A 19,241-nucleotide genomic window follows, 5' to 3' on the forward strand; every position below is an offset into this window, starting at 1 on the left:
CCTCCTCCACCCCCGGGTGGGCTGACCGGCCGCGGACGCTCCCGGACACGGCGACGGCGGGGCCGGCACCTCCATGCTCTCTCCACTGCGCCCCGCGCGCACCGGGCGGGCCGTCCCGTGCGCGCCGGAGACGCAAGCAGGAACATGGGTCCTGTGAGGACGGGAAGCACGGACGCTGCGTGAGGAGCCATGGACGCCCCGCGAGACACCCCGGACACCCCCGGAGCCGAGGCCCGGCGGGAGCCCCTCGACGCCGCCGGCGACGCCGCGGCCGTCGTCTCCGCGGGCGGGCGGGTGCTCGCCTGGACCCGGGCCGCCGAGGACCTCCTCGGGCTGCCGGCGGCCGACGTCGTCGGCACCCGGGGACTGGACCTGCTCGAGACGCCCGGCGACCGCGCGCGGGCGGTCGCCGTCGCCGAACGCTGCCGGTCCGGCGCGGGCTGGAGCGGCCGGTTCACGGTCCGGCGCCGCGACGGGCACACCGTCGACGTCGACGTACGGGTCTCCCCGGGCTTCCGCGTCGGCCACGAGGAGTGCTACCTGGTCTCCGCCCGGGATCGCCCCCCGCCGTGGATCGTCGGCGAGTCCGTCCTCAACGGCTTCCTGACCCGCTCACCGGTCGGCATGGCCGTCGTGGACCGGCGGCTGCGCTACGTCTGGCTGAACGACACCCTGGAGCGCCTCGGCGGAGTCCCGCGCGGCCAGCGGCTCGGCCGCCGCCTCGGCGATCTGCTGCCCGGTCTCGAGGCGGAGACCATCGAGGGCCTGATGAGCAAGGTCCTGGAGACCCGCGTCCCGGTCACCGACTACGAGTACGTCGGCTGGAGCTGGTCCGACCCGCACCGCCAGCGCGCCTACTCGACGTCGTTCTTCCCGCTCATCGACCCCGACGACACGGTCAGCGGCGTCTGCTACATGGTCCTCGACATCACCGAGCGGTGGACCGCCCACCGGCTGCTGACCCTCGTCAACGAGGCCGGCACCCGGATCGGCACCACCCTCGACGTGCTGTCGACCGCGCAGGAACTCGCCGACTTCGCCGTGCCCGCCTTCGCGGACTTCGTCGCCGTGGACCTGCTGGAACCGGTCCTCAGTACCGAGGGGCACGGCGCCTGGCTCACCGACGCAGGCCCGGCCCTCGTCGGCGCGGTGATGCGCCGGGCCGGTCTGCGGTCGGTCCGCGACGGCTGCCCGGAGGCCGTCGCGCACGTGGGCGACCCGGTCGACTTCGTCCCGCCGCCGCACGACGAGCACCTGCTCGGCGAGGGCGGCCCCGTCCTCATCCCGGTCCTCGACCCGTTCGACTCCCGGTGGGCCGCCGAACAGCCCCGCCGGGCGGCCAGCATGCGCGCCTACGGGCTGCACTCGATGATCTGCGTGCCCATGCGGGCCCGCGACACCGCGCTCGGCCTCACCACGTTCATCCGCTCACGCAACCCCGCCTCCTTCCGGCCCGACGACGTCCTCGTCGCCCAGGAGCTGGTCGCCCGCGCGGCGCTCTGCGTCGACAACGCCCGCCGCTACACCCGGGAGCACACCGCCGCCGTCACCCTCCAGCGCAGTCTGCTGCCGCAGGCGCTCACCGGCGGCACCGCCCTGGAGGTCGCCTCCGCCTACCGCCCGGCCGACCCCACGGACGGCGTCGGCGGCGACTGGTTCGACGTCATCCCGCTGTCGGGCGCCCGGGTCGGGCTCGTCATCGGCGACGTCGTCGGGCACGGCATCGCCGCCGCGGCCGCCATGGGACGGCTCCGCACCGCTGTGCAGACCCTCGCCGACATGGAACTGCCGCCCGACGAACTCCTCGCCCACCTCGACGACCTGGTCCTGCGGCTCAGCGAGGAGCAGCCCGACGCGGGCGGGGCCGGCTTCCTCGGCGCGACCTGCCTGTACGCCGTCTACGACCCCGTCACCCGGCTCTGCACGATGGCCCGCGCCGGACACCCGCCGCCCGTCGTCGTCACCCCCGACGGCCAGGTGTCCTACCCCGAGCCGCCCGCCGGACCGCCGCTCGGCCTCGGCGGCCTGGCCTTCGAGTCCGCCGAGATCGAACTCGCCGAGCACAGCCTGCTCGGGCTCTACACCAACGGCCTCGTCGAGAGCGAGACCGCCGACGTCGACAGCGGCATGGCCCGGCTGGGCGACCTGCTCTCCCGGCGCGACCTCGACCTCGACACGCTCTGCGCGTCCGCGGTGCGCGACCTCGTGCCCGAGCAGCAGCCCGACGACGTCGCCCTGCTGCTGACCCGCACCCGGGCCCTCGACCCCGGCGACGTCGTCTCCTGGGACGTGCCCGTCGACCCGGCCGCCGTCGCCGAGGCACGCGCCCGCGCCACCCGGCAGATGGCCGCCTGGCACCTCGACGACCTCACCATGACCACCGAACTGATCGTCAGCGAGCTGGTCACCAACGCGATCCGCTACGCCGAACCCCCGGTGCGCCTACGGCTCCTGCGCGACTCCCGGCTGACCTGCGAGGTCGCCGACGCCAGCAGCACCGCGCCCCGGCTGCGCCACGCCCGCAGCACGGACGAGGGCGGCCGGGGCCTGTTCCTGGTGGCGCAGCTCGCGCACCGCTGGGGCGTCCGCTACACCTCCGGCGGGAAGATCATCTGGGCCGAGCTGGAACTTCCCTGACCGCCGCGCTCAGGCGCGGTCCGCCACCGGCGTGCCGCGCACCCAGGCCACCGAGACCAGCGCGCCGACCACACACAGCGTCCCGGCGACCAGGACCGAGGTGTGCACACCGTTCATGAACGCCGCCCGGCTCCCCTCGGTGACGGCCGCCCGGAGCTGCTCCGGCATCCCGGCGGTGACCGGGGCGACCCCCATGGCCACCGCGTCCTTGGCGCCGCCCAGGCCCTCGGCCGCCGCCGCGGGCACCCCGGCCGAGGTCAGCTCGCCGGTCAGGGTGGCCCCGACCCGGCTGCTGATCAGGGACACCAGCACCGACGTGCCGAGCGCGCCGCCGATCTGCAGGGCGGTCCCCTGCAGACCACCGGCGACCCCGCCGTCCTGGACGGGCGCGTTGCCGACGATGGCGTCCGACGAGGAGGCCATCACCATGCCGACCCCCAGGCCGAGCGCGGCGAACGGCGGCCACATCGTGGCGTACGACGACTCCGCGCTCCAGCTCAGCATCGTGAAGCAGGCCGCGCCCTGGAGCGCCATGCCGAGCGGCATCGTGAACCGGGGCCCGAACCGGCCGGTGAGCGCCGCGCCCAGCGGCGAGGCGACGACCGAGGCCAGGCTCAGCGGCAGGGTCCGCACACCGGCCTCAACGGGGGAGAAGCCGCGCACGTTCTGCAGGTACAGCATGACGAAGAAGATCACACCGAGCAGCACGAAGAAGTTCAGCGCGGTGATGACGGTGCCGATGGTGAGCGCCGGGCTGCGGAACAGCCGCATCGGCAGCAGCGGGGCGGCCCTCCGGGTCTCGTACAGACCGAAGACCACCAGGACGACCACACCGGCCCCGATCGAGCCGAGCGTGCCGGCCGAGGCCCAGCCCCACGAGTCGCCCTTGACGACGCCGAACACCACGGCGAGCAGACCCGCGGCCAGCAGGACCACGCCACCGATGTCGAACCTGTCGTGCGCGGCGGCGGCGTTGCGGGTCTGCGGCAGCACGAGGGCGCTGAAGACGAGCGCGGCGACCCCGATGGGCGCGTTGATGTAGAACACCGACTCCCAGCCGACGTGCTCCACCAGCAGCCCGCCGACGATGGGGCCGAGGGCCGTGGACACCGAGGAGATCATGGCCCAGATGCCGACCGCCATGCCGAACTTCCGGGGCGGGAAGACCGCCCGCAGCATGCCGAGCGTGTTGGGCAGCAGCAGGGCGCCGAAGAAGCCCTGCGCCGCACGGAAGGCGATGACGCCCTCGATGGACCCGGCGAGCCCGATGGCGACGGACGCGAGGGTGAAGCCGGCGACGCCGGCCAGGTAGAAGGTGCGGCGCCCGAACCGGTCACCGAGCTTGCCGCCCAGGATCAGCGCGGCGGCCAGCGCCAGCAGATACGAGTTGGTCACCCACTGGAGGTCGGCCGTGGAGGCGTTCAGGTCCCGGCCGATCTCCGGGTTGGCGATGGAGACGACCGAGCCGTCGAGCGCGACCATGAACAGGCCGAAGGCGACGGCGAGGAGCGTCAGCCAGGGGTTGGCCCGCCGGCCGCGCGGCGGGTCGGCGGGGAGCCCGGGGGCGGGCAGGGCGGAGGCGTCGGTGGCCACGGAGGGCATGAGGGTACGGGTCCTTGCGAGATGAGGGATACGACGGGGCGGGAAGGGGCTGAGGTCAGCGCGTGGCGCCGTGGGCCCGCTCGGTGAGTTCGGTGAGTGCCGCGAAGGCGCCGAGCGCCGAACCGAGGGCGTCCCGCTGGCCGTCGGTCAGCGCACGCATCGCCCGCGCGAGGTGCCGGCCCATCAGGCCCGTGACCTCGGCCAGCCGCTCCCGGGAGGTCGGCGTCAGGTGCAGATGCGCGATCCGCTTGTCGGCCGGGTCCTGACGGCGCTCCAGCATCCCCTGCTCGGTCATCTGGGTCACCAGCGCGCTGACGTTGTTCGGCTTCATGCGCAGCGCCTCGGCCGCCTCCCGCACGGTGACCCCGTCGTGGGCCTCGACATGCCGCAGCAGGGCGAGCTGCGCCTCGGGGGGCTTGGGGTGCGGGTACTCCTGACCGACCTGCCGGTCGAGGGCCCGGTGCAGCGCGGGCAGGCACGCCACGAGTGCGGCGGCCACCTCGTCGATGTCCTGGACGGACGCGCTGGGGGCGGGCATACCGGAAGCGTATGTATGAAGAGATAGCTATGTCAACGGAGGTTTTTCCGGGGGCGGCCGCGGGGTCGCGGGGTCGCGGGGCCGCCGGGGAGACGGGCCGACGGGCCGACGGGTACGCGGAACGGCCGGCCCCGGTGATCCGGGACCGGCCGTTCATCGAGCACGACTCAGGACATCAGCCCTGCGTCACTCGTCATGCCCGTCGTGCCCTCCCTTGCCCTTGTGCTCACCCTTGCTGGGCTTGTCGGGGTGGGCGGGCTTGGAGGGGTGCTCGGGCTTCGAGGGGTGGGCGGGCTTGGAGGGGTGCTCGGGCTTCACCGGCTTGGTGGGGTGCTCGGGCTTGGCGGGCTTGGTGGGGTGGTCCGGCTTGGCGGGCTTGGCGGGCTTGCTGGGGTAGGCGGGCTTGGCCGGCTGCTCAGGCTTGCTCGGCTTGGCCGGGTACGCCGGCTTGCTGGGCTGCTCGGGCTTGCTCGGCTTGGCCGGGTAGGCCGGCTTGGAGGGCTGCTCTGGCTTGGCGGGCTTCGCCGGGTACGCCGGCTTGCTGGGCTGCTCGGGCTTGCTCGGCTTGGCCGGGTAGGCGGGCTTGGAGGGCTGCTCCGGCTTGGCGGGCTTCGCCGGGTATGCAGGCTTGGAGGGCTGCTCCGGCTTGGCGGGCTTCGCCGGGTATGCAGGCTTGGAGGGCTGCTCGGGCTTTGCCGGGTACGCCGGCTTGGAGGGCTGTTCGGGCTTGGCGGGCTTCGCCGGATATGCAGGCTTGCTCGGGTACTCGGGCTTGGCAGGCTTCGCCGGGTACGCGGGCTTGGAGGGCTGCTCTGGCGTCGCGGGCTTGGCGGAGTACGCGGGCTTCGCCGGGTACGCGGGCTTCGCAGGCTTCTCCGGGTACGCCGGCTTCGCGGGCTGCTCGGGCTTGGCCGGGTAGGCCGGCTTCTCCGGCTGGGCGGGCTTCGCCGGGTACTCGGGCTTGACCGGTTGCTCCGGCTTGACCGGGTGCTCGGGCTTCGCCGGGTGCGCCGGCTGCTCCGGCTGGTCCGGCTTCCCGGGGTACTCCGGCTTGGCGGGCTGAACCGGCTGGCCCGGCTTCGCCGGATGATCCGGCTTCGCCGGGTGCGCGGGCTGGGGTCCGTGGGCCGGGGCCGGGTGGGCCGGGGACGGCGCGTGCGGCGGGGCGTGGTCATCGGCAAGGGCGGAGCCCGTGCTCGCCAGGGCGGCTGCGGCGAGCGCGGCTGCCATGGCGGCGGGCGCCAGGACGGATCGCCATCTCGGCGGTGTCCTCATCTTCCACTCTCCTCGACTGGGTTCAGGGCCTCGTGACGGCGGGTCAGCACCAAGAGCCGGATAGTGGAATGAATAGGAAATCGGCTGATATGAATAACGCCGGGACGATCAAAGGCCACCGAATGACGTAGCCCGGCACCGCCAGTCGGCCCGGCCCCGAGCCGCCGAAATAGGACACGATCCGTCCTCGATCCTCCGTACCCTGCGGAGCATGAAGCGGACCTCCACCACGACGAAGGCGGCGAGGGCGATGAGCGGCACGGAACCGGTCCTGAGCACCCGCGCCCTCAACCGCGCCACGCTGGAACGGCAGTTGCTGCTGCGCCGCTCACCCCTCACCGCCCCGGAGGCGGTCACCCACCTCGTCGGCCTCCAGGCGCAGGAGGTGAAGCCGCCGTACTACGCGCTCGCCGCACGCCTCGACGGGTTCACGCCCGAGGCGCTGTCCGCCCCGCTCGGCGACCGGTCGCTCGTCCGCATGGTCACCATGCGCTCCACCATCCATCTGCACACCGCCGACGACGCCCTGACGCTGCGTCCGCTCGTGCAGCCCGCCCGCGAGCGCGAGATCACCTACTTCCGCAAGGGCCTCGTGGGCGTCGACCTGGACCGCCTCGCCGCGCTCGCCCGCGAGCTCGTCGAGGAGTCGCCCCGCACGATGAAGGAGCTGCGTGAGGCCCTCAGCGCCGAGTGGCCGGACGCCGACCCGCAGTCGCTGGCCGTGGCCGCCCGCTGCCGGCTCCCGCTGGTGCAGATCACCCCGCGCGGCCAGTGGGGCCGCAGAGCCCAGGTGACCCTGACGACCCTCGAACACTGGCTGGGACGCCCGGCCGAGCCGGCGGCGCCCGCCGACGACACGGTCCTGCGCTATCTGGCCGCCTTCGGTCCGGCGTCCGTGAAGGACCTGCAGACCTGGGCCGGCCTCACCCGGATGCGCGCCGTCTTCGAGCGGCTGCGGCCCGAGCTGGTCACCTTCCGGGACGAGAACGGCGTCGAGCTGTTCGACCTGCCCGACGCCCCGCGCCCCGACCCGGACACCCCGGCGCCGCCGCGCCTGCTGCCCGAGTTCGACAACCTCCTGCTCTCCCACGCCGACCGCGCCCGGGTCGTCCCGCCCGCGAACCGGGGCCGTACCTGGCAGGCGAACACCTTCTACTGCCCGTTGCTCGTCGACGGTTTCCTCGCGGGCGTGTGGCGCCTCATCGGCGACGCCCTCGTCATCGAACCGTTCTCCGACCTCGGCCGGGCCGAGCGCGCCGAGGTGACCGAGGAGGCGGAGCGCGTGCTCGGCGTACTGCACCCGCGGGACTCCTACGACGTCCGCTTCGGCACCGTCATCGCCTGACCGGGCACGCGGACACCCCCGGTCCTCCCACCCGACGGGGCGGGGCGGGAACACCGAGGGCGTGAAGGCTCCGGTCAGGGGCGCGCGGCGGGGGCGGTCAGCCGCGCCGTGAGCAGGTGCGAGTCGAGCAGGGACAGATCGGCGGTGCGGTCGGCGCGGGCGTAGCCGGCGAGCATCCGCTTGGTCAGGACGAGCGCCTCCGGATGTCTGCGCAGGAGGGGTCTCACCCAGGAGCCGACGACCTGGTCGAGCCCCTCGGCGGGGGCCGTCCGGTGCACGAGGCCGAGCCGCTGGGCGGTGGCCGCGTCGAACACCTCGCAGGTGAGCATCAGTTCACGGATCCGGGCCGCGCCGGCCTCGGCGACGAGGCGGCCCATGGCCCCGCCCCAGGCGGGCGGCAGGCCCAGCCCCACCTCGGGCATCCGGAACCGGGTGGTGTCGGCGGCGGCTCGCAGATCGCAGTACGAGGCGAGGGCGAGGCCCGCGCCGACGACCTTGCCGTGCAGCCGGGCGACGGTGACGACGTGGGTCGTCTCCAGCGCCTGGCAGAGCCGCTGCGCCTTGTCCGCGACGCGCCGCAGGTCGCCGCCGGAGGGATCGGCGGCGAGGGACTCCTGGTACTCCGTGCGGTCGGCGCCCAGGCAGAAGTCCTCGCCGTCGGACGACAGGATGAGGACGCGCAGGTCGGGCCGTTCGTGCAGGCCGTCGAGGACGGCCAGGAGATCGTCCAGGGCGGCGACACCGAGCGTGTCGTCACCCTGCTCGGGGTTGAGGCGTACGTGCAGGACCGGGCCGTCCTCGTCGACGGCCACGGCCTTGAGCGCGCGGTGGGTGAGGGGAGAGGGGGTCTCGGTCATGCGAGGGCGACGTCCAGGTTCGACAGGCGCCTGAAGGCCACCCGGGGCTCCCACGTGGGGCGCTGGGCGAGCGTGAGGCGGGGCAGACGGCTGATCATGTGGTGGAGAAGGGTCTGGGCCTCCAGCCGGGCGAGCGGTGCGCCGAGGCAGTAGTGGATGCCGTTGCTGAAGGCCAGGTGGTCGGAGCGGGACCGCTCGGGGTCGAAGCGGTCGGGGTCGGCGTGCCGGGCCGGATCGCGGTGCGCGGCGCCCACCATCAGGTGGACCATGGCGTCCTTGGGGACCTCGATCCCCCCGACAACGGTGTCGTCGGCCGCGACACGGCTGATCACATGGGTGGGCGGGTCGTGGCGCAGCGTCTCCTCGACGAAGGCGGGCACCAGGGTCGGGTCGGCGGCGAGCAGATCCCAGCGCAGCGGTTGCTCCAGCAACCGCAGGGCCATGGTCGACAGTAAGGTGGACGTCGTCTCCAGCGCCGCCAGCAGCACGAAGAGGGCGAGGAAGTACACGGATTCGTCGGCCTGGTCCCGGTCGGGTTCCAGGGTGTCGAAGGTGTGGATCCACAGGGACACCGGGTCGTCGCCGGGTTGTGCGCGGCGCCGGCGGACCAGGTCCATGAAGTACGCGCGCAGTTCGGCCGTGGCCGCGTCCGAGCGGGCCAACTGGCTGGCCGTCGGCAGGAGTTCCTGGGTGAACACCTGCTCGTGGGTGAGTTCGCGCAGCCGGGGCCAGTCGGCCGCGGGCAGGCCGAGCCAGTCGCCGATCGTGGCGACGGGCAGTTCCTCGCTGACGAGCGGCACGAAGTCGGCGGTACCGTGGCGCAGTTGCTCGGTGAGGGACAGCAGGAGGCGGTCGGTGGTACGCCCGACCGTGCGTCCGATCCGCTCCAGGGTCTTGCGGCCGAACGTTCCTGCCGCCCTGCGTATTCGGGTGTGGTCCGGTGGGTTGAGCGCGGGCAGCGTATTGCTCATCTCCTGGGAGGAGGGAGCGTTCCAGCGGGTGCCCGCGCCCTGCTGGGCACGCCAGCGCTTGTCCGGTTCGAGCCAGTCACGGGAGCGCAGTATCTGGTCGCACAGGTCGAAACCCGTGACGAGCACATTGCCCCATGGGGCGGGTGTGACAGGGCCCATGGCCCTGAGCCGGGCGTAGTAGGGAAAAGGATCGGCCTGCCCCTCCGCCGTCCGCAGACGGGCGAAGAGGCTGACAGCTGAACGACGGTCGTGCGACGGGCGAGCGTCCACCACCACGATGGCGGCTCCTTCCTGGGAGATCAGCCGCCATACGTACCCATGCGGTGATTGAAGCATCCACTTGTGGAGGTCAGGTGAGGGTTACCTTCGTCACTCGCCGCCGAGCCAGGCCCGGAAGCGGGAGAACAGGCCACGCGGGTGAGCGTGTTGGGCGGTTGGCTGAGAATGCGCGGTCGTCGTGTGCTGCGGCACCGAAACGGCCGGCTGCGGCGCCGCCGAGCGAGCGGATTCGGCCGGGGACGGGCCGGCCGGGCGCGGGGTGAACCGGACGGGCAGCGACGCCAGCGAACGGCTCCACGGCCCCTCTCCCCAGCTGAGGTCCTTGAAGGGGACGCGCATCTCGAGGTCGGGCAGCCCGTTGAGCAGGCACTCGACGGCACTCACCGCGATCATGAACGCCGGGTCCTTGGCGGGGCACGCGTGCGGACCGGCACCGAACGCCAGGTGAGCCTTGGCGCTGAGCTGTTCACGGTGCTGCGCCAGCTTCGGATCGGTGTTCGCCGCCGCGAACGAGATCAGGACGGGGTCGCCCGCCCGCAGGATCCTGCCGCCCAACTGCACGTCGTGCGTGGGGTAGTGGCCGGCGTAGTTGGCGATCGGCGCGAAGTTCCACAGCGTCTGCGCGACCGCGTCCTCGACGGGCAGCGCGGCCTGCGCGTCCTCGCTGAGATACAGGGCCGTGCTGGTGCCGATGGCCGCGGCCAGCGGGGCGGTGCCGCCGGACAGCAGGGTGACCAGCTGGTGCAGGACCTCCTCGTCGCTGAGCCGCGCCGCGTGCTGCATCAGCTTCGTCGTCAGGTCCTCGCCGGGCCGGCGGTGCTTGAGGGCGATCAGCTCGGCCAGCGCCGTCCCCAGCACCTCGTCGGCACCCGGAGTGCCCTGGAAGATGCCGCTGATGCCGGCGATGACCCGGTCACCGAGCTCGGGCGGGCAGCCGAACAGCTCGCTGAAGACCAGCAGCGGCAGCGGCATGGCGTACGCGGCCATCAGCTCGGCGTGCCCGAACGCGTCCGAGCCGAACTGGCTGACCAGGTAGTCCGCCGACTGCTGCACCTTGCGGCGCAGATGCAGCTCGTTGACGGTGGCGAGGCTGTCGACGACCGCCTGCCGCAGCCGCGCGTGCGCCGCCCCGTCGCTGAACAGGGCGTTCGGGCGGTAGCCCATCATGGGCAGCGCCGGGCTGTCCGCGGGCACCCGCCCCTCGTTGAGCGCGTTCCAGCGGCGCGAGTCACGGACGAACGACGCCGGGTTCTGCAGGATGAACAGCGCGGCGTCGTAGCTGGTGACCAGCTCGACCTCGACGCCGGGCGCGATGTCGACCGGCGCGCTCGGGCCGAGGGAGCGCAGATGGCCGTACGTGGCCTCGGGGTCGGCGGCGAACCCGGGGCCGTACAGCTGCGCGTTGCCGTGCGCGGGGCACCCGGCGGGTATGCCCCGCGTGGAGTGGGGTTCTTGCATGGCGAGCTCCTAGTCGAGCAGGGACATGAGGTGCTGCACGAGGGCGATCAGGGCCTGGAGCGCCGACTTCTGGTCGCGTACGTCACAGGCCACGACGGGGGTGTCGGGGTGCAGGTTCAGCGCCTCGCGGACTTCGTCGAGGGGGTAGGTGGTGGCCCCCTCGAAGTGGTTCACGCCGATCGCGTAGGTCAGGCCGAAGCGCTCGACCAGGTCCAGGACCGGGAAGGACTCGTCGAGCCGCTGCGGGTCGACGATGAGGAGCGCGCCGAGCGCCCCCCGGGACAGCTCCTCCCACATCTCCTTGAAACGCTCCTGACCGGGCGTTCCGAAGACGTAGAGGACCAGTTCGTCGCTGAGCGTGATCCGGCCGAAGTCCATGGCGACCGTGGTGGTCGTCTTGTCGGGTGTGCGCGACAGGTCGTCGTAGCCCACACTCGCCTCGGTGATCTCCTCCTCGGTCTGCAGGGGCTCGATCTCTGAGATGTTGCCGATGTAGGTGGTCTTGCCGACTCCGAAGGGCCCTACGACGAGGACTTTCACCGAGCGCACGTCGTCTGCGTCCAGGTACACGGGTTACGCTCCGATGTTCTTCAGGCCTTCGAGGACGGCACTGAGCAGTTCTCGGTCTTTGCTGTCGGCCCGGGGGGCGGGCTTGCGGACGAGGACCAGACCGCTCTCCTCCAGCTGTGACAGGAGGATGCGCACGATGCCGAGCGGCAGGTGCGTACGGCCGGCGATCTCGGCCACGGCCAGCATGCGGTTGGCGACCAGATCCATGATCGCCTTCTCCTCCGGGGCGAGGGTGCGGGCCGTGGCGGCGGTGTCCTTGTGCGCGGTCACCAGGGCGGTGCGCTCGTACTGCTGGTCGGGCGGCAGGGCGCGGCCGTTGGTGATCACGAAGAACGGGACTAACGCGGACGTCAGTTCCACTTCCGGGTCGGAGTCGTGTGCGTCAGACATCGCTCGGCGCCTCCTGTCGCGGTACGCGCTCCTCGGTCAGCCGGGGCACCACCTCGCCGAGGCGCGTGGTGAACTCCTCGATGTCGGTGTCGTGTTCGGCCGCCGCGGCGAGCAGGCGGCCGTGGTCACCGGCGATCAGGAAGATCCAGCCGTGCTGGAACTCGATGACGGTCTGCCGCCACTCCGCGCCCGGCTGCACCCCGGCGAACTGCGAGGTGACCCGGCTGTAGGCGTGGATGCCCATCATGGCGGCGGAGATGGTGTCGACCAGGTCCCGGTCGATCCCGCTGGTCGCGCCCAGGGGCAGGCCCTCCGCGCCGAGCAGCACGGCGTGCCGGGCACCGTGCACGCCGGAGATCACCTCGTCGAGGTCGGCGAGCACCGAGCCGGAACGGCCGCCCGCCTCCGCCCCGTTGGAGGCGCCCGCCCCGTGCAGTGACGGTTCCTCGGCGTCGACCCGGGGCGGGGTCGTCAGGTTGTTGCCCAGACGCGCCACGAGCCGGTGCATCCGGAAGGAGATCTGCTGGATGTCGACGTCGAGTTCCGCCGCGGCGGCCAGATAGGCCCCCTGGCCGGCCCCGATGAGGAAGATCCACCCGTGCGAGAACTCGATGATCGTCTGGTGCCACTGCGGGTCCTGCACCGGTTCGATGAAGCGGGCCGCGGCACGGCTCAGTGCCTGCATGCCGGCCATGGCGGCCGAGATGGTCCTCAGGTCGTCGTCGACGAGACCCTGGGTGGCCCCCCGCGAGATGCCGTCAGCGGAGAGCAAGACGGCGTGCCGTGCCTTGGGCACGTTGGTCACGATGTCTTCGAGCATCCACGACAGGTCGGTGGTCATGCGTCTTGGGGCCCTTCAGTGGCTGCGGAATCGAACGTGCGGCCCGAGATGGTGCCTCGTTGCAGGGCGCCCAGGGCGCCCCGGCTGCGTCCGGAGACGCGACCGGTGTCCTGGGCCGTCCGGGACGGCTGCCGCTGGTCGTCCGGGGAGGCCGCCCGGGACACGCGTTTGGGCAGACCGTGCACGGTGCGCGGCCGGCTCGGCGCGGACTGGTCGTCACGCACGATGCTCACCGGGGCCGGAGCCTCCTCCACGGGGGCCGGCTGCTCCTCCGTCCACAGTTCCTCGGGCAGCAGCACCACGGCACGGACGCCGCCGTACCGGGAGATGCCCGTGACGTCGACCCGGAAGCCGTACTGGCGGGCGAGCAGGCCGATCAGCGGGAAGCCGAACTTCGGCTGGTTGCCGAGCTGGGAGAGCCGGGGGACGAAGTCGCCGGACAGCAGGGCGGTGGCCCGCTGGCGCTCCTCGTCGTTCATGCCGACACCGGCGTCGTCGATGACGATGCACAGGTTCTTCTGGATCCGCTGGAACGTCACCTCGATCGGCGCGTCCTGCTGGGAGAAGCTGGCAGCGTTGTCGAGCAGCTCCGCCACGGCGAGCGCGACCGGGGAGACGGCCGACGCCTTCAGGGCGAAACCGGTCTGCTGCATAATCTCGACCCGGCGGAAGTTGCGGATCTGCCCCTGTGCGTTGCGCACCACGTCGTACACGCTGCCCGGCCGGTTGCGGCGGCCGGCCGGCGCGCCGCAGAGCACGGCGATGCCCTGGGCCTTGCGCTGCATCTGCGCGTTGGCGTGCGTGACCTCGAGGAGTTCGGCGAGGACCGGGTGGTTGCCGTACTTGCCCTGGATTCCCTCCAGGACGGTCATCTGCTCGGCGGCCAGGCTCTGCAGGAAGCGGGCGGAACCCTTGAGGACCGCCTTGGTGCTGTCCTCGGCCGCCTCCTCCGCCTGCCGGATGGTGGTGTCGAACTGGTGCTTGTACCGGGCCAATTCGGCCTGCACCGAGGTGAGGTGGCCCTGTGCCTGAGCGAGCTCCGCCTTCAGCGCCTGCTCGGCCAGCTGCTTTCTCCTCCCCAGGGCTCTGTTGCGGACGACGAGTGCCACGATCGCTGCGACGGCTATGGCCGTCATCGCAACCAGGCACCACGCAAGCGCGTCTCGAGACATGGAAACCTTTCCCGGCGCATGAAAATGCGGACGTAGACGGATAACTCCCCCGCGAGTACGCACCCACGACAAACCATGCCGCCTACCCGAGCTCTGTGGCTGCTGAGCGTGCGGACCCCAAGTCAACGCTTGAAGTAAGTGGATCAAGGTCGCAGATGCGGGGATGCTATCACCGGCGTGACGGCGCCCGAGAGCGCGCCACCGTTCCTCCGCAAGGCCAACACGCCTTCTGTGGACGGATGTTGCCTGCCGTTCAGCGAGGCGGGTTCATCGGTGGTGGAGGGCGCCGGCCCCCGGGGCGGCGACGGCCCGGCAGCCCGGTTCCTTCCGGGGCCGTCGGCTCGCCCGCCCGTCGGGCCGGGTGCACGGGTCCACAGCGACTCCTTCGCGATGGGGTCCTGAGGCGACTGTCCCCCCGCGCGCGGCATGACGCCGCGTCAGTCTGCCGAAAGTAAGATGATCGTAACAGGTTTCACCCTGTGTACGGACGCGGGCACAGGTGCATGAAAGCCCACCGGGGGACGGGAGTTCGCCCCGCCGGGCTCAGTCCGCGCGGCCCGTCACCGCGACCGTGACGCCGAGGCCGATCATCGTGCAGCCGCCCGCGCCGCCTATCAGGGACAGCCGGCGGTCGGAGCGGGCGAACCAGGTGCGGGCGGCGGAGGCCGTCAGGCCCCACAGGGTGTCCGTGACCAGGCCGATGGTGATGGGGACGAGACCGAGCACCAGCATCTGCAACGGCACCCGACCCGCCGAGTGGTCCACGAACTGGGGGAGCACCGCGGCGAAGAACACCACCCCCTTGGGGTTGGTGACGCCGACGAGCACGCCGTCCAGCAGGGTGCGCAGATCACCGCGCGCCGGCTCCCGTGCCGCGGTGCCGATCGCCGACGCCTTCAGCTCCCCGCGGTGCCGGAACGCCTGGACCCCGAGCCAGACCAGATAGGCGGCACCGGCCAGCTTCACGGTGAGATAGACGGTCACGGACCGCTCCACGAGGGAGCCGATCCCGACCGCGACGGCGATCACCAGCAGATAGGAGCCGACGACGTTGCCGAGCGCGGTCGCCACGGCGGTGCGGCGCCCGTGCGCCAGGGCGCGGCCGATGACGAACAGGACGCTGGGCCCCGGAATCACGATCACCAGCAGCGACATCGCCGCGAACGCCAGCATCCGGTCGGTGGACACCATGACCTCACCCCCACATCCCTGCCGGTGGCTCATTCAAACAGGAGCCACCGACAACGGACAGGGGGGCGGAACGCCGGCCGGGAGAACGGCATGGACAGGGGGCGTTGCGGGCCGCTCGTGGAGGCCCGCAACGCCCCCTGGTCTGTGGTTCCCGGCTAGGACCGGACCTGGTCGGTCACCTCGCCCGAGAACGTGGTCAGCCGGGTGTACACACCCGGGTACCCCGCCTGGGCGCAGCCCTCGCCCCAGGACGTTATCCCTGCCAGGACGCCCCCGATGAGCAGGGGACCGCCGCTGTCGCCCTGGCAGGAGTCGACGCCGCCGGACGTCTTCCCGGCGCAGACCATGTCGGAGGCGACATAGTCCGAGCCGTACGAGCCGGCGCAACTCGAGTCGGACACCGTGGGCACGGTGGCCGTCCGCAACGGGTTGGAGGAACTGCCGCCCGACGACGTGGTGCCCCAGCCGAGGATGCGGGCGCTGGTGCCGGCCGCGTACACCCCCGTGTCCGAGGAGCCGACGTACCCGGCGGTGGCGTACGGCATCGACGTCGACAGGGTCAGCACGGCCACGTCGTCGCCCCTGGTGGCCGTGGTGTAGTCGGGGTGCACCCAGATCCGGCTGACCTTGGCGACGGTGCCGTCGGTGCCGTTCAGATAGGTGCGGCCGCCGACGACCCGCACGTCACCGGGGCTCTCGCCGGCCATGCAGTGGGCGGCCGTGACGACCTTGGTGGGGGAGACCAGCGTCCCGCCGCAGAACTGGTTCTGTGAGGCGTCCGTGATCTGCATCATGAACGGGTACGCGGACGTCGTGGTCGTGGTCCCGCCGACGATGCGGGTGGACGCGGCCTCGGCGGTGGGGGCGGTGAGCAGAGTGGCCGCCGCGGCGGCGGCCACCGCCGTGACGACGGCGGTCCTTCTGGCACGGGTGAGCCCGGACAAGGAGACTCCTCGGTGGGGGGATGGCCGGTGGGGGGTTCGCGCGGGCACGGGTCTCGGTGGGGCCGGGGGACCGACCCCGTGTGCCCGGCGAGCGGCACACCCACAAGGTAGGTCCCGGCTGATCCCCTTCCCAATGAGGGAACCCCCTAAGGGAGTTGGGCAGGGAAAACCCTCGGTCGTGCCGGGTAAACCGGGCCGCGCCGACGCAATGGGGTGAACTCCGCCCGAACACACCGGCGAACCCGCGCCGTACGACGCACGGGGCCCTTCGCCGGGTTGGTCACGACCTGGGTCACGGTGCCCGGCGCCCCGCCGCCAGGCGGACGATGTCGACCCGGGACCGGATGCCGAGCTTGCGGTACACCCGGGTCAGCGTCGCCTCCACGGTCTTGACGCTGATGAACAGGCGCGCGGCGATCTCCCGGTTCGTCGCGCCCTCCATGACCAGGCCCGCGACCTGACGCTCCATCGAGGCCAGCCCGTCCAGGCCCGCCGCGCCGCCCGGCGCCGGCTCGGGCGGGGGCAGCGCCGCCGCGCTGCGCTCCGCGGCGGCCGCCTCGACCTTCCGCAGCCACGGCAGCGCGCGGCAGCGGCGGAACAGCCGGGCCGCCTCCTCGTAGGCGGCCGGGCCCGCCTCGGGGCGCAGCAGGGCCAGCGCGAACGCGGCGCGGGCCGCCTCCAGGCCGTATCCCAGGGCCCCCAGCCGGTCCTGAGCGGCCGTCAGCCGCGCCACCGCCCCCTCCCGGTCGCCGCGCGCGGCACGCAGCACCGCCTCGGCCCGGTCCAGCACACCCAGCACGCTGTCCCGGTTCAGCCGCAGCGCCTGCCCCCGGGCGACGTCGATGAGGTCCCGTGCCTCCGCCAGTTCGCCGGTGCCCACCAGCGCCTCGGCGAGGTCGCCGTGCCACCGTCCGCGCGCGGGGTCCGTGATCCCGAGCCCCTGCTCGACCTCCCGCACCCGGCGCAGCGACCGCACCGCCGCCGGCAGATCGCCCGCCACCAGCTCGGCGTGCCCCAGCGCGGCCAGCGCACGGGAGACGTACATCTGGTCGCCGTCCTCCTCGGCGTGCTCCACGGCCTCCCGGGCCAGGGTCAGCGCCCGGTCCACCTGCCCGCCCGCCGCCTCCGCGAGGGACGTCAGCACCGCCGACGCCACCTCGCCGATCCCGGTGTCCCGGGCCAGCCGCAGGCTCTCGCGGGCCAGGTCCAGGGCGCGTCCGCACTGACCGGAGTGCAGTTCCGTCTCGGCCACCCCGCGCAGGAAGTGCACCTCGCTCTCCACCCACCCGTGCCGGCGCACCTCGCGCAGCAGCCCGGTGACGGCCGACCGGGCCTCCGGCAGCTGGTCGCTCATGATCAGCCAGCGGAAGCGGGAGTATCCGGCGCCGTTGTGGTGGCAGGCGACGCGCGGGTCCTGCGGCTCCTCCAGGGCGCGCTTGATGGTCGCGGGCGCGTCCGGATGCCCCATCAGCGTCTCGATCTGGGCCTGGAAGGCCAGCGCCATCAGCTCGGTGTACCGGTCGCCGGCCCGCGCCGCGAGCTCGGCGGCGTACGCGACCTCCTCGCGCGCCTCGTCGAAGTCGCCCTTGACCAGCACGGCCCGCCAGGTCAGCTGGTAGTGGACCAGGGCGAGCAGCCGCGGGTCGTCACCGGCGTCGGCCAGGGCCTGCGGGAAGATCGCGTCGACCTCCGACATGGCGTGGCCCGCCGTCTCGATCACCGCGATCCAGGCCCGCACCCGCTCCGCCGGCACCGACGTACGGGACAGCACCTCGCGTGCGATGTCCCGGGCGAGGTCCAGCTCGCCCGCCGTGATCGCGTCCTCGGTGGCCTTCAGCCGCAGCGCGTCCGGACTCGGGTCGCCGTCCGCCGGGGTGTGCCGGGCGGCGAGCAGGCACAGCTGGGCGGCGACCGACGGGGCGCCCCGGTCGCGGGCCAGCGCGGCGGCCTCCGCCAGCCGGGCGGCGACCTCCGGGTCGGTGCCGCTCGTGGCGAGGGCCAGGTGCCGGGCGCGTTCGATCGGGTCGGAGGCGGCCGTGGACAGGGCGGCGTGGACGGCCCGGCGTTCCTGCGCGGGTGCCTCCGCGTACAGCGCGGCCGAGATCATGGGGTGCGCGAACCGTACGGCCGGTCCCTCCGGCTCGGTCGCCAGCAGCCCGAGGGCGGCGGCCTGGGCCGTCTCGGCCTCGGCGTTGGCCCGCCCGGCCGCGTGCAGCAGGGCCACGGTGGGGCGGGCGCCCGCGCTGGCCACGAGGAGGGTGCGGCGGGCCTCCTCGGACAGCATCTCCAGCCGGTTCAGCACGAGGGCGCGCAGCGAGGTGGGCACCGGAAGGGGCTCGCCGGGGCGCGGCGGGGTGGCGTTCTCGGCGAGGGCCCGGCTCAGTTCGAGCGCGAAGAGGGCGTTCCCGCCGCTGGTGCGGTGGATGTCACGGACGGTGGAGCGCGGCAGACCGGTGTAGCCGCGGCGGTCGAGGAGGACGGAGAGCTGGGCCCGGGACAGCGGGCCCAGGCGTATCGCCAGGGTGTCCGGCGGGGAGGCCCGCAGGATCTGGTCGTACTCCTCGCTCTCGGTGCGCACCGCGCACAGCATCCGCACCGGGGTCTCGCCGAGCCGGCGGGCCGCGAAGCCGAGGAGTTCGGCGCTGGCCGGATCCAGCCACTGGGCGTCGTCCGCGACGATCAGCACGGGCCCGGCGTCGGCCAGGGCGCGCAGCGCGGACAGGACGGCGAGCCGCAGGGCCAGCCCGTCCCGCTGGAGCGTGGACTCGCCGCGTCCGGTGAGCGCCGCCTCCAGGGCGGTGCGTTGGGCGGCGGGCAGCCGTCCGGACACCTCGTCGAGGACGAGGCCGAGGAGGTCGGCCAGGGCCAGGAAGGGAAGGTGGGATTCGGACTCGGTGGGGGAGCAGCGCAAGACGGTTCGTGCCTCGTGGCCGTATTCCGTGGCCAAAGCCCGCAGGACCGTCGACTTGCCAATTCCGGCCGGACCGTGAAGCAGGACGCTGCCGCCGCGCGCGAGCTGCTCGCGGGCCGAGGTGACCAGCTCGGCCCGCCCGATGACCTGGTCGGAGCGGCAGCCGGCAGGCTCCTTGAAGTCCCGTGGCACGGTCACCGCTCCCCTCCATGTGTCGTGTTCGGGCCAATATTAGGCAACGGTTCTTTGAAATTCGGAGC

At 72.8% G+C, this 19,241-nt stretch carries 15 protein-coding genes; 2 read left to right on the forward strand and 13 right to left on the reverse strand.

Annotation, left to right across the window (positions count from 1 at the left end):
• The first annotated feature begins 189 nt into the window (after positions 1-189).
• A complete protein-coding gene (locus tag F8R89_RS27950; protein ID WP_151786541.1) occupies positions 190-2,637 on the forward strand; it encodes a SpoIIE family protein phosphatase in 2,448 nt (815 codons plus the stop codon).
• A gap of 9 nt (positions 2,638-2,646) precedes the next feature.
• On the opposite strand, the gene F8R89_RS27955 is transcribed toward F8R89_RS27950, so the two are convergent.
• From F8R89_RS27955 to F8R89_RS36895, 3 genes are all read right to left on the reverse strand, one after another.
• Positions 2,647-4,239 (reverse strand): MFS transporter, encoded by a 1,593-nt coding sequence (locus F8R89_RS27955; RefSeq protein ID WP_151786542.1) that lies wholly within the window; start codon positions 4,237-4,239, stop codon positions 2,647-2,649.
• A gap of 55 nt (positions 4,240-4,294) precedes the next feature.
• A complete protein-coding gene (locus F8R89_RS27960; protein ID WP_151786543.1) occupies positions 4,295-4,777 on the reverse strand; it encodes a MarR family winged helix-turn-helix transcriptional regulator in 483 nt (160 codons plus the stop codon).
• Between the two features lie 186 nt (positions 4,778-4,963).
• Positions 4,964-6,052, reverse strand: coding sequence for a hypothetical protein (locus F8R89_RS36895; RefSeq protein WP_225994511.1), 1,089 nt, complete (start codon positions 6,050-6,052; stop codon positions 4,964-4,966).
• 211 nt (positions 6,053-6,263) lie between these two features.
• Here F8R89_RS36895 and F8R89_RS27970 point away from each other — a divergent pair, with 211 nt between their 5' ends.
• Positions 6,264-7,397 (forward strand): winged helix DNA-binding domain-containing protein, encoded by a 1,134-nt coding sequence (locus F8R89_RS27970; protein ID WP_225994512.1) that lies wholly within the window; start codon positions 6,264-6,266, stop codon positions 7,395-7,397.
• Between the two features lie 74 nt (positions 7,398-7,471).
• On the opposite strand, the gene F8R89_RS27975 is transcribed toward F8R89_RS27970, so the two are convergent.
• The 10 genes from F8R89_RS27975 to F8R89_RS28020 all read right to left on the reverse strand — a co-directional run bounded on the left by F8R89_RS27975 (position 7,472) and on the right by F8R89_RS28020 (position 19,179).
• Positions 7,472-8,254: an enoyl-CoA hydratase/isomerase family protein gene (locus F8R89_RS27975; RefSeq protein WP_151786545.1), complete on the reverse strand. Its 783-nt coding sequence runs from the start codon at positions 8,252-8,254 to the stop codon at positions 7,472-7,474.
• Positions 8,251-9,501 (reverse strand): cytochrome P450, encoded by a 1,251-nt coding sequence (locus F8R89_RS27980; protein WP_225994513.1) that lies wholly within the window; start codon positions 9,499-9,501, stop codon positions 8,251-8,253. The genes F8R89_RS27975 and F8R89_RS27980 overlap by 4 nt, the downstream gene beginning before the upstream one ends.
• 93 nt (positions 9,502-9,594) lie before the next feature.
• Positions 9,595-10,962, reverse strand: coding sequence for a cytochrome P450 (locus tag F8R89_RS27985; RefSeq protein WP_151786547.1), 1,368 nt, complete (start codon positions 10,960-10,962; stop codon positions 9,595-9,597).
• Between the two features lie 9 nt (positions 10,963-10,971).
• Entirely contained in the window at positions 10,972-11,532 is a 561-nt protein-coding gene (locus tag F8R89_RS27990) for a GTP-binding protein (RefSeq protein WP_151786548.1), read from the reverse strand.
• Positions 11,533-11,535: 3 nt separating this feature from the next.
• The gene (locus F8R89_RS27995; RefSeq protein WP_151786549.1) at positions 11,536-11,922 is read right to left on the reverse strand and encodes a DUF742 domain-containing protein; all 387 of its coding nucleotides are present in this window, start codon (positions 11,920-11,922) and stop codon (positions 11,536-11,538) included.
• Positions 11,915-12,763, reverse strand: coding sequence for a roadblock/LC7 domain-containing protein (locus tag F8R89_RS28000; RefSeq protein WP_192806253.1), 849 nt, complete (start codon positions 12,761-12,763; stop codon positions 11,915-11,917). The genes F8R89_RS27995 and F8R89_RS28000 overlap by 8 nt, the downstream gene beginning before the upstream one ends.
• The gene (locus F8R89_RS28005; protein WP_192806254.1) at positions 12,760-13,899 is read right to left on the reverse strand and encodes an ATP-binding protein; all 1,140 of its coding nucleotides are present in this window, start codon (positions 13,897-13,899) and stop codon (positions 12,760-12,762) included. Before F8R89_RS28005 ends, F8R89_RS28000 begins: the two co-directional genes overlap by 4 nt.
• 579 nt (positions 13,900-14,478) lie before the next feature.
• Positions 14,479-15,126 (reverse strand): LysE family translocator, encoded by a 648-nt coding sequence (locus F8R89_RS28010; protein ID WP_151786550.1) that lies wholly within the window; start codon positions 15,124-15,126, stop codon positions 14,479-14,481.
• A 155-nt stretch (positions 15,127-15,281) separates the two neighbouring features.
• The gene (locus tag F8R89_RS28015; RefSeq protein WP_151786551.1) at positions 15,282-16,070 is read right to left on the reverse strand and encodes a S1 family peptidase; all 789 of its coding nucleotides are present in this window, start codon (positions 16,068-16,070) and stop codon (positions 15,282-15,284) included.
• 292 nt (positions 16,071-16,362) lie between these two features.
• Complete coding sequence (locus tag F8R89_RS28020; RefSeq protein WP_151786552.1) at positions 16,363-19,179, reverse strand: helix-turn-helix transcriptional regulator; 2,817 nt, start codon at positions 19,177-19,179, stop codon at positions 16,363-16,365.
• Positions 19,180-19,241: the final 62 nt, after the last annotated feature.

This window comes from Streptomyces sp. SS1-1, from assembly GCF_008973465.1.
Lineage (GTDB): Bacteria > Actinomycetota > Actinomycetes > Streptomycetales > Streptomycetaceae > Streptomyces.

What these genes read in the sequence shown, in the direction of transcription:
- F8R89_RS27950 (WP_151786541.1), top strand. Translation starts at nt 190, where the DNA reads ATGGACGCCCCGCGAGACACCCCGGACACCCCCGGAGCCGAGGCCCGG.
- F8R89_RS27955 (WP_151786542.1), bottom strand. Translation starts at nt 4,239, where the DNA reads ATGCCCTCCGTGGCCACCGACGCCTCCGCCCTGCCCGCCCCCGGGCTC.
- F8R89_RS27960 (WP_151786543.1), bottom strand. Translation starts at nt 4,777, where the DNA reads ATGCCCGCCCCCAGCGCGTCCGTCCAGGACATCGACGAGGTGGCCGCC.
- F8R89_RS36895 (WP_225994511.1), bottom strand. Translation starts at nt 6,052, where the DNA reads ATGAGGACACCGCCGAGATGGCGATCCGTCCTGGCGCCCGCCGCCATG.
- F8R89_RS27970 (WP_225994512.1), top strand. Translation starts at nt 6,264, where the DNA reads ATGAAGCGGACCTCCACCACGACGAAGGCGGCGAGGGCGATGAGCGGC.
- F8R89_RS27975 (WP_151786545.1), bottom strand. Translation starts at nt 8,254, where the DNA reads ATGACCGAGACCCCCTCTCCCCTCACCCACCGCGCGCTCAAGGCCGTG.
- F8R89_RS27985 (WP_151786547.1), bottom strand. Translation starts at nt 10,962, where the DNA reads ATGCAAGAACCCCACTCCACGCGGGGCATACCCGCCGGGTGCCCCGCG.
- F8R89_RS27995 (WP_151786549.1), bottom strand. Translation starts at nt 11,922, where the DNA reads ATGTCTGACGCACACGACTCCGACCCGGAAGTGGAACTGACGTCCGCG.
- F8R89_RS28000 (WP_192806253.1), bottom strand. Translation starts at nt 12,763, where the DNA reads ATGACCACCGACCTGTCGTGGATGCTCGAAGACATCGTGACCAACGTG.
- F8R89_RS28005 (WP_192806254.1), bottom strand. Translation starts at nt 13,899, where the DNA reads ATGACGGCCATAGCCGTCGCAGCGATCGTGGCACTCGTCGTCCGCAAC.
- F8R89_RS28010 (WP_151786550.1), bottom strand. Translation starts at nt 15,126, where the DNA reads ATGGTGTCCACCGACCGGATGCTGGCGTTCGCGGCGATGTCGCTGCTG.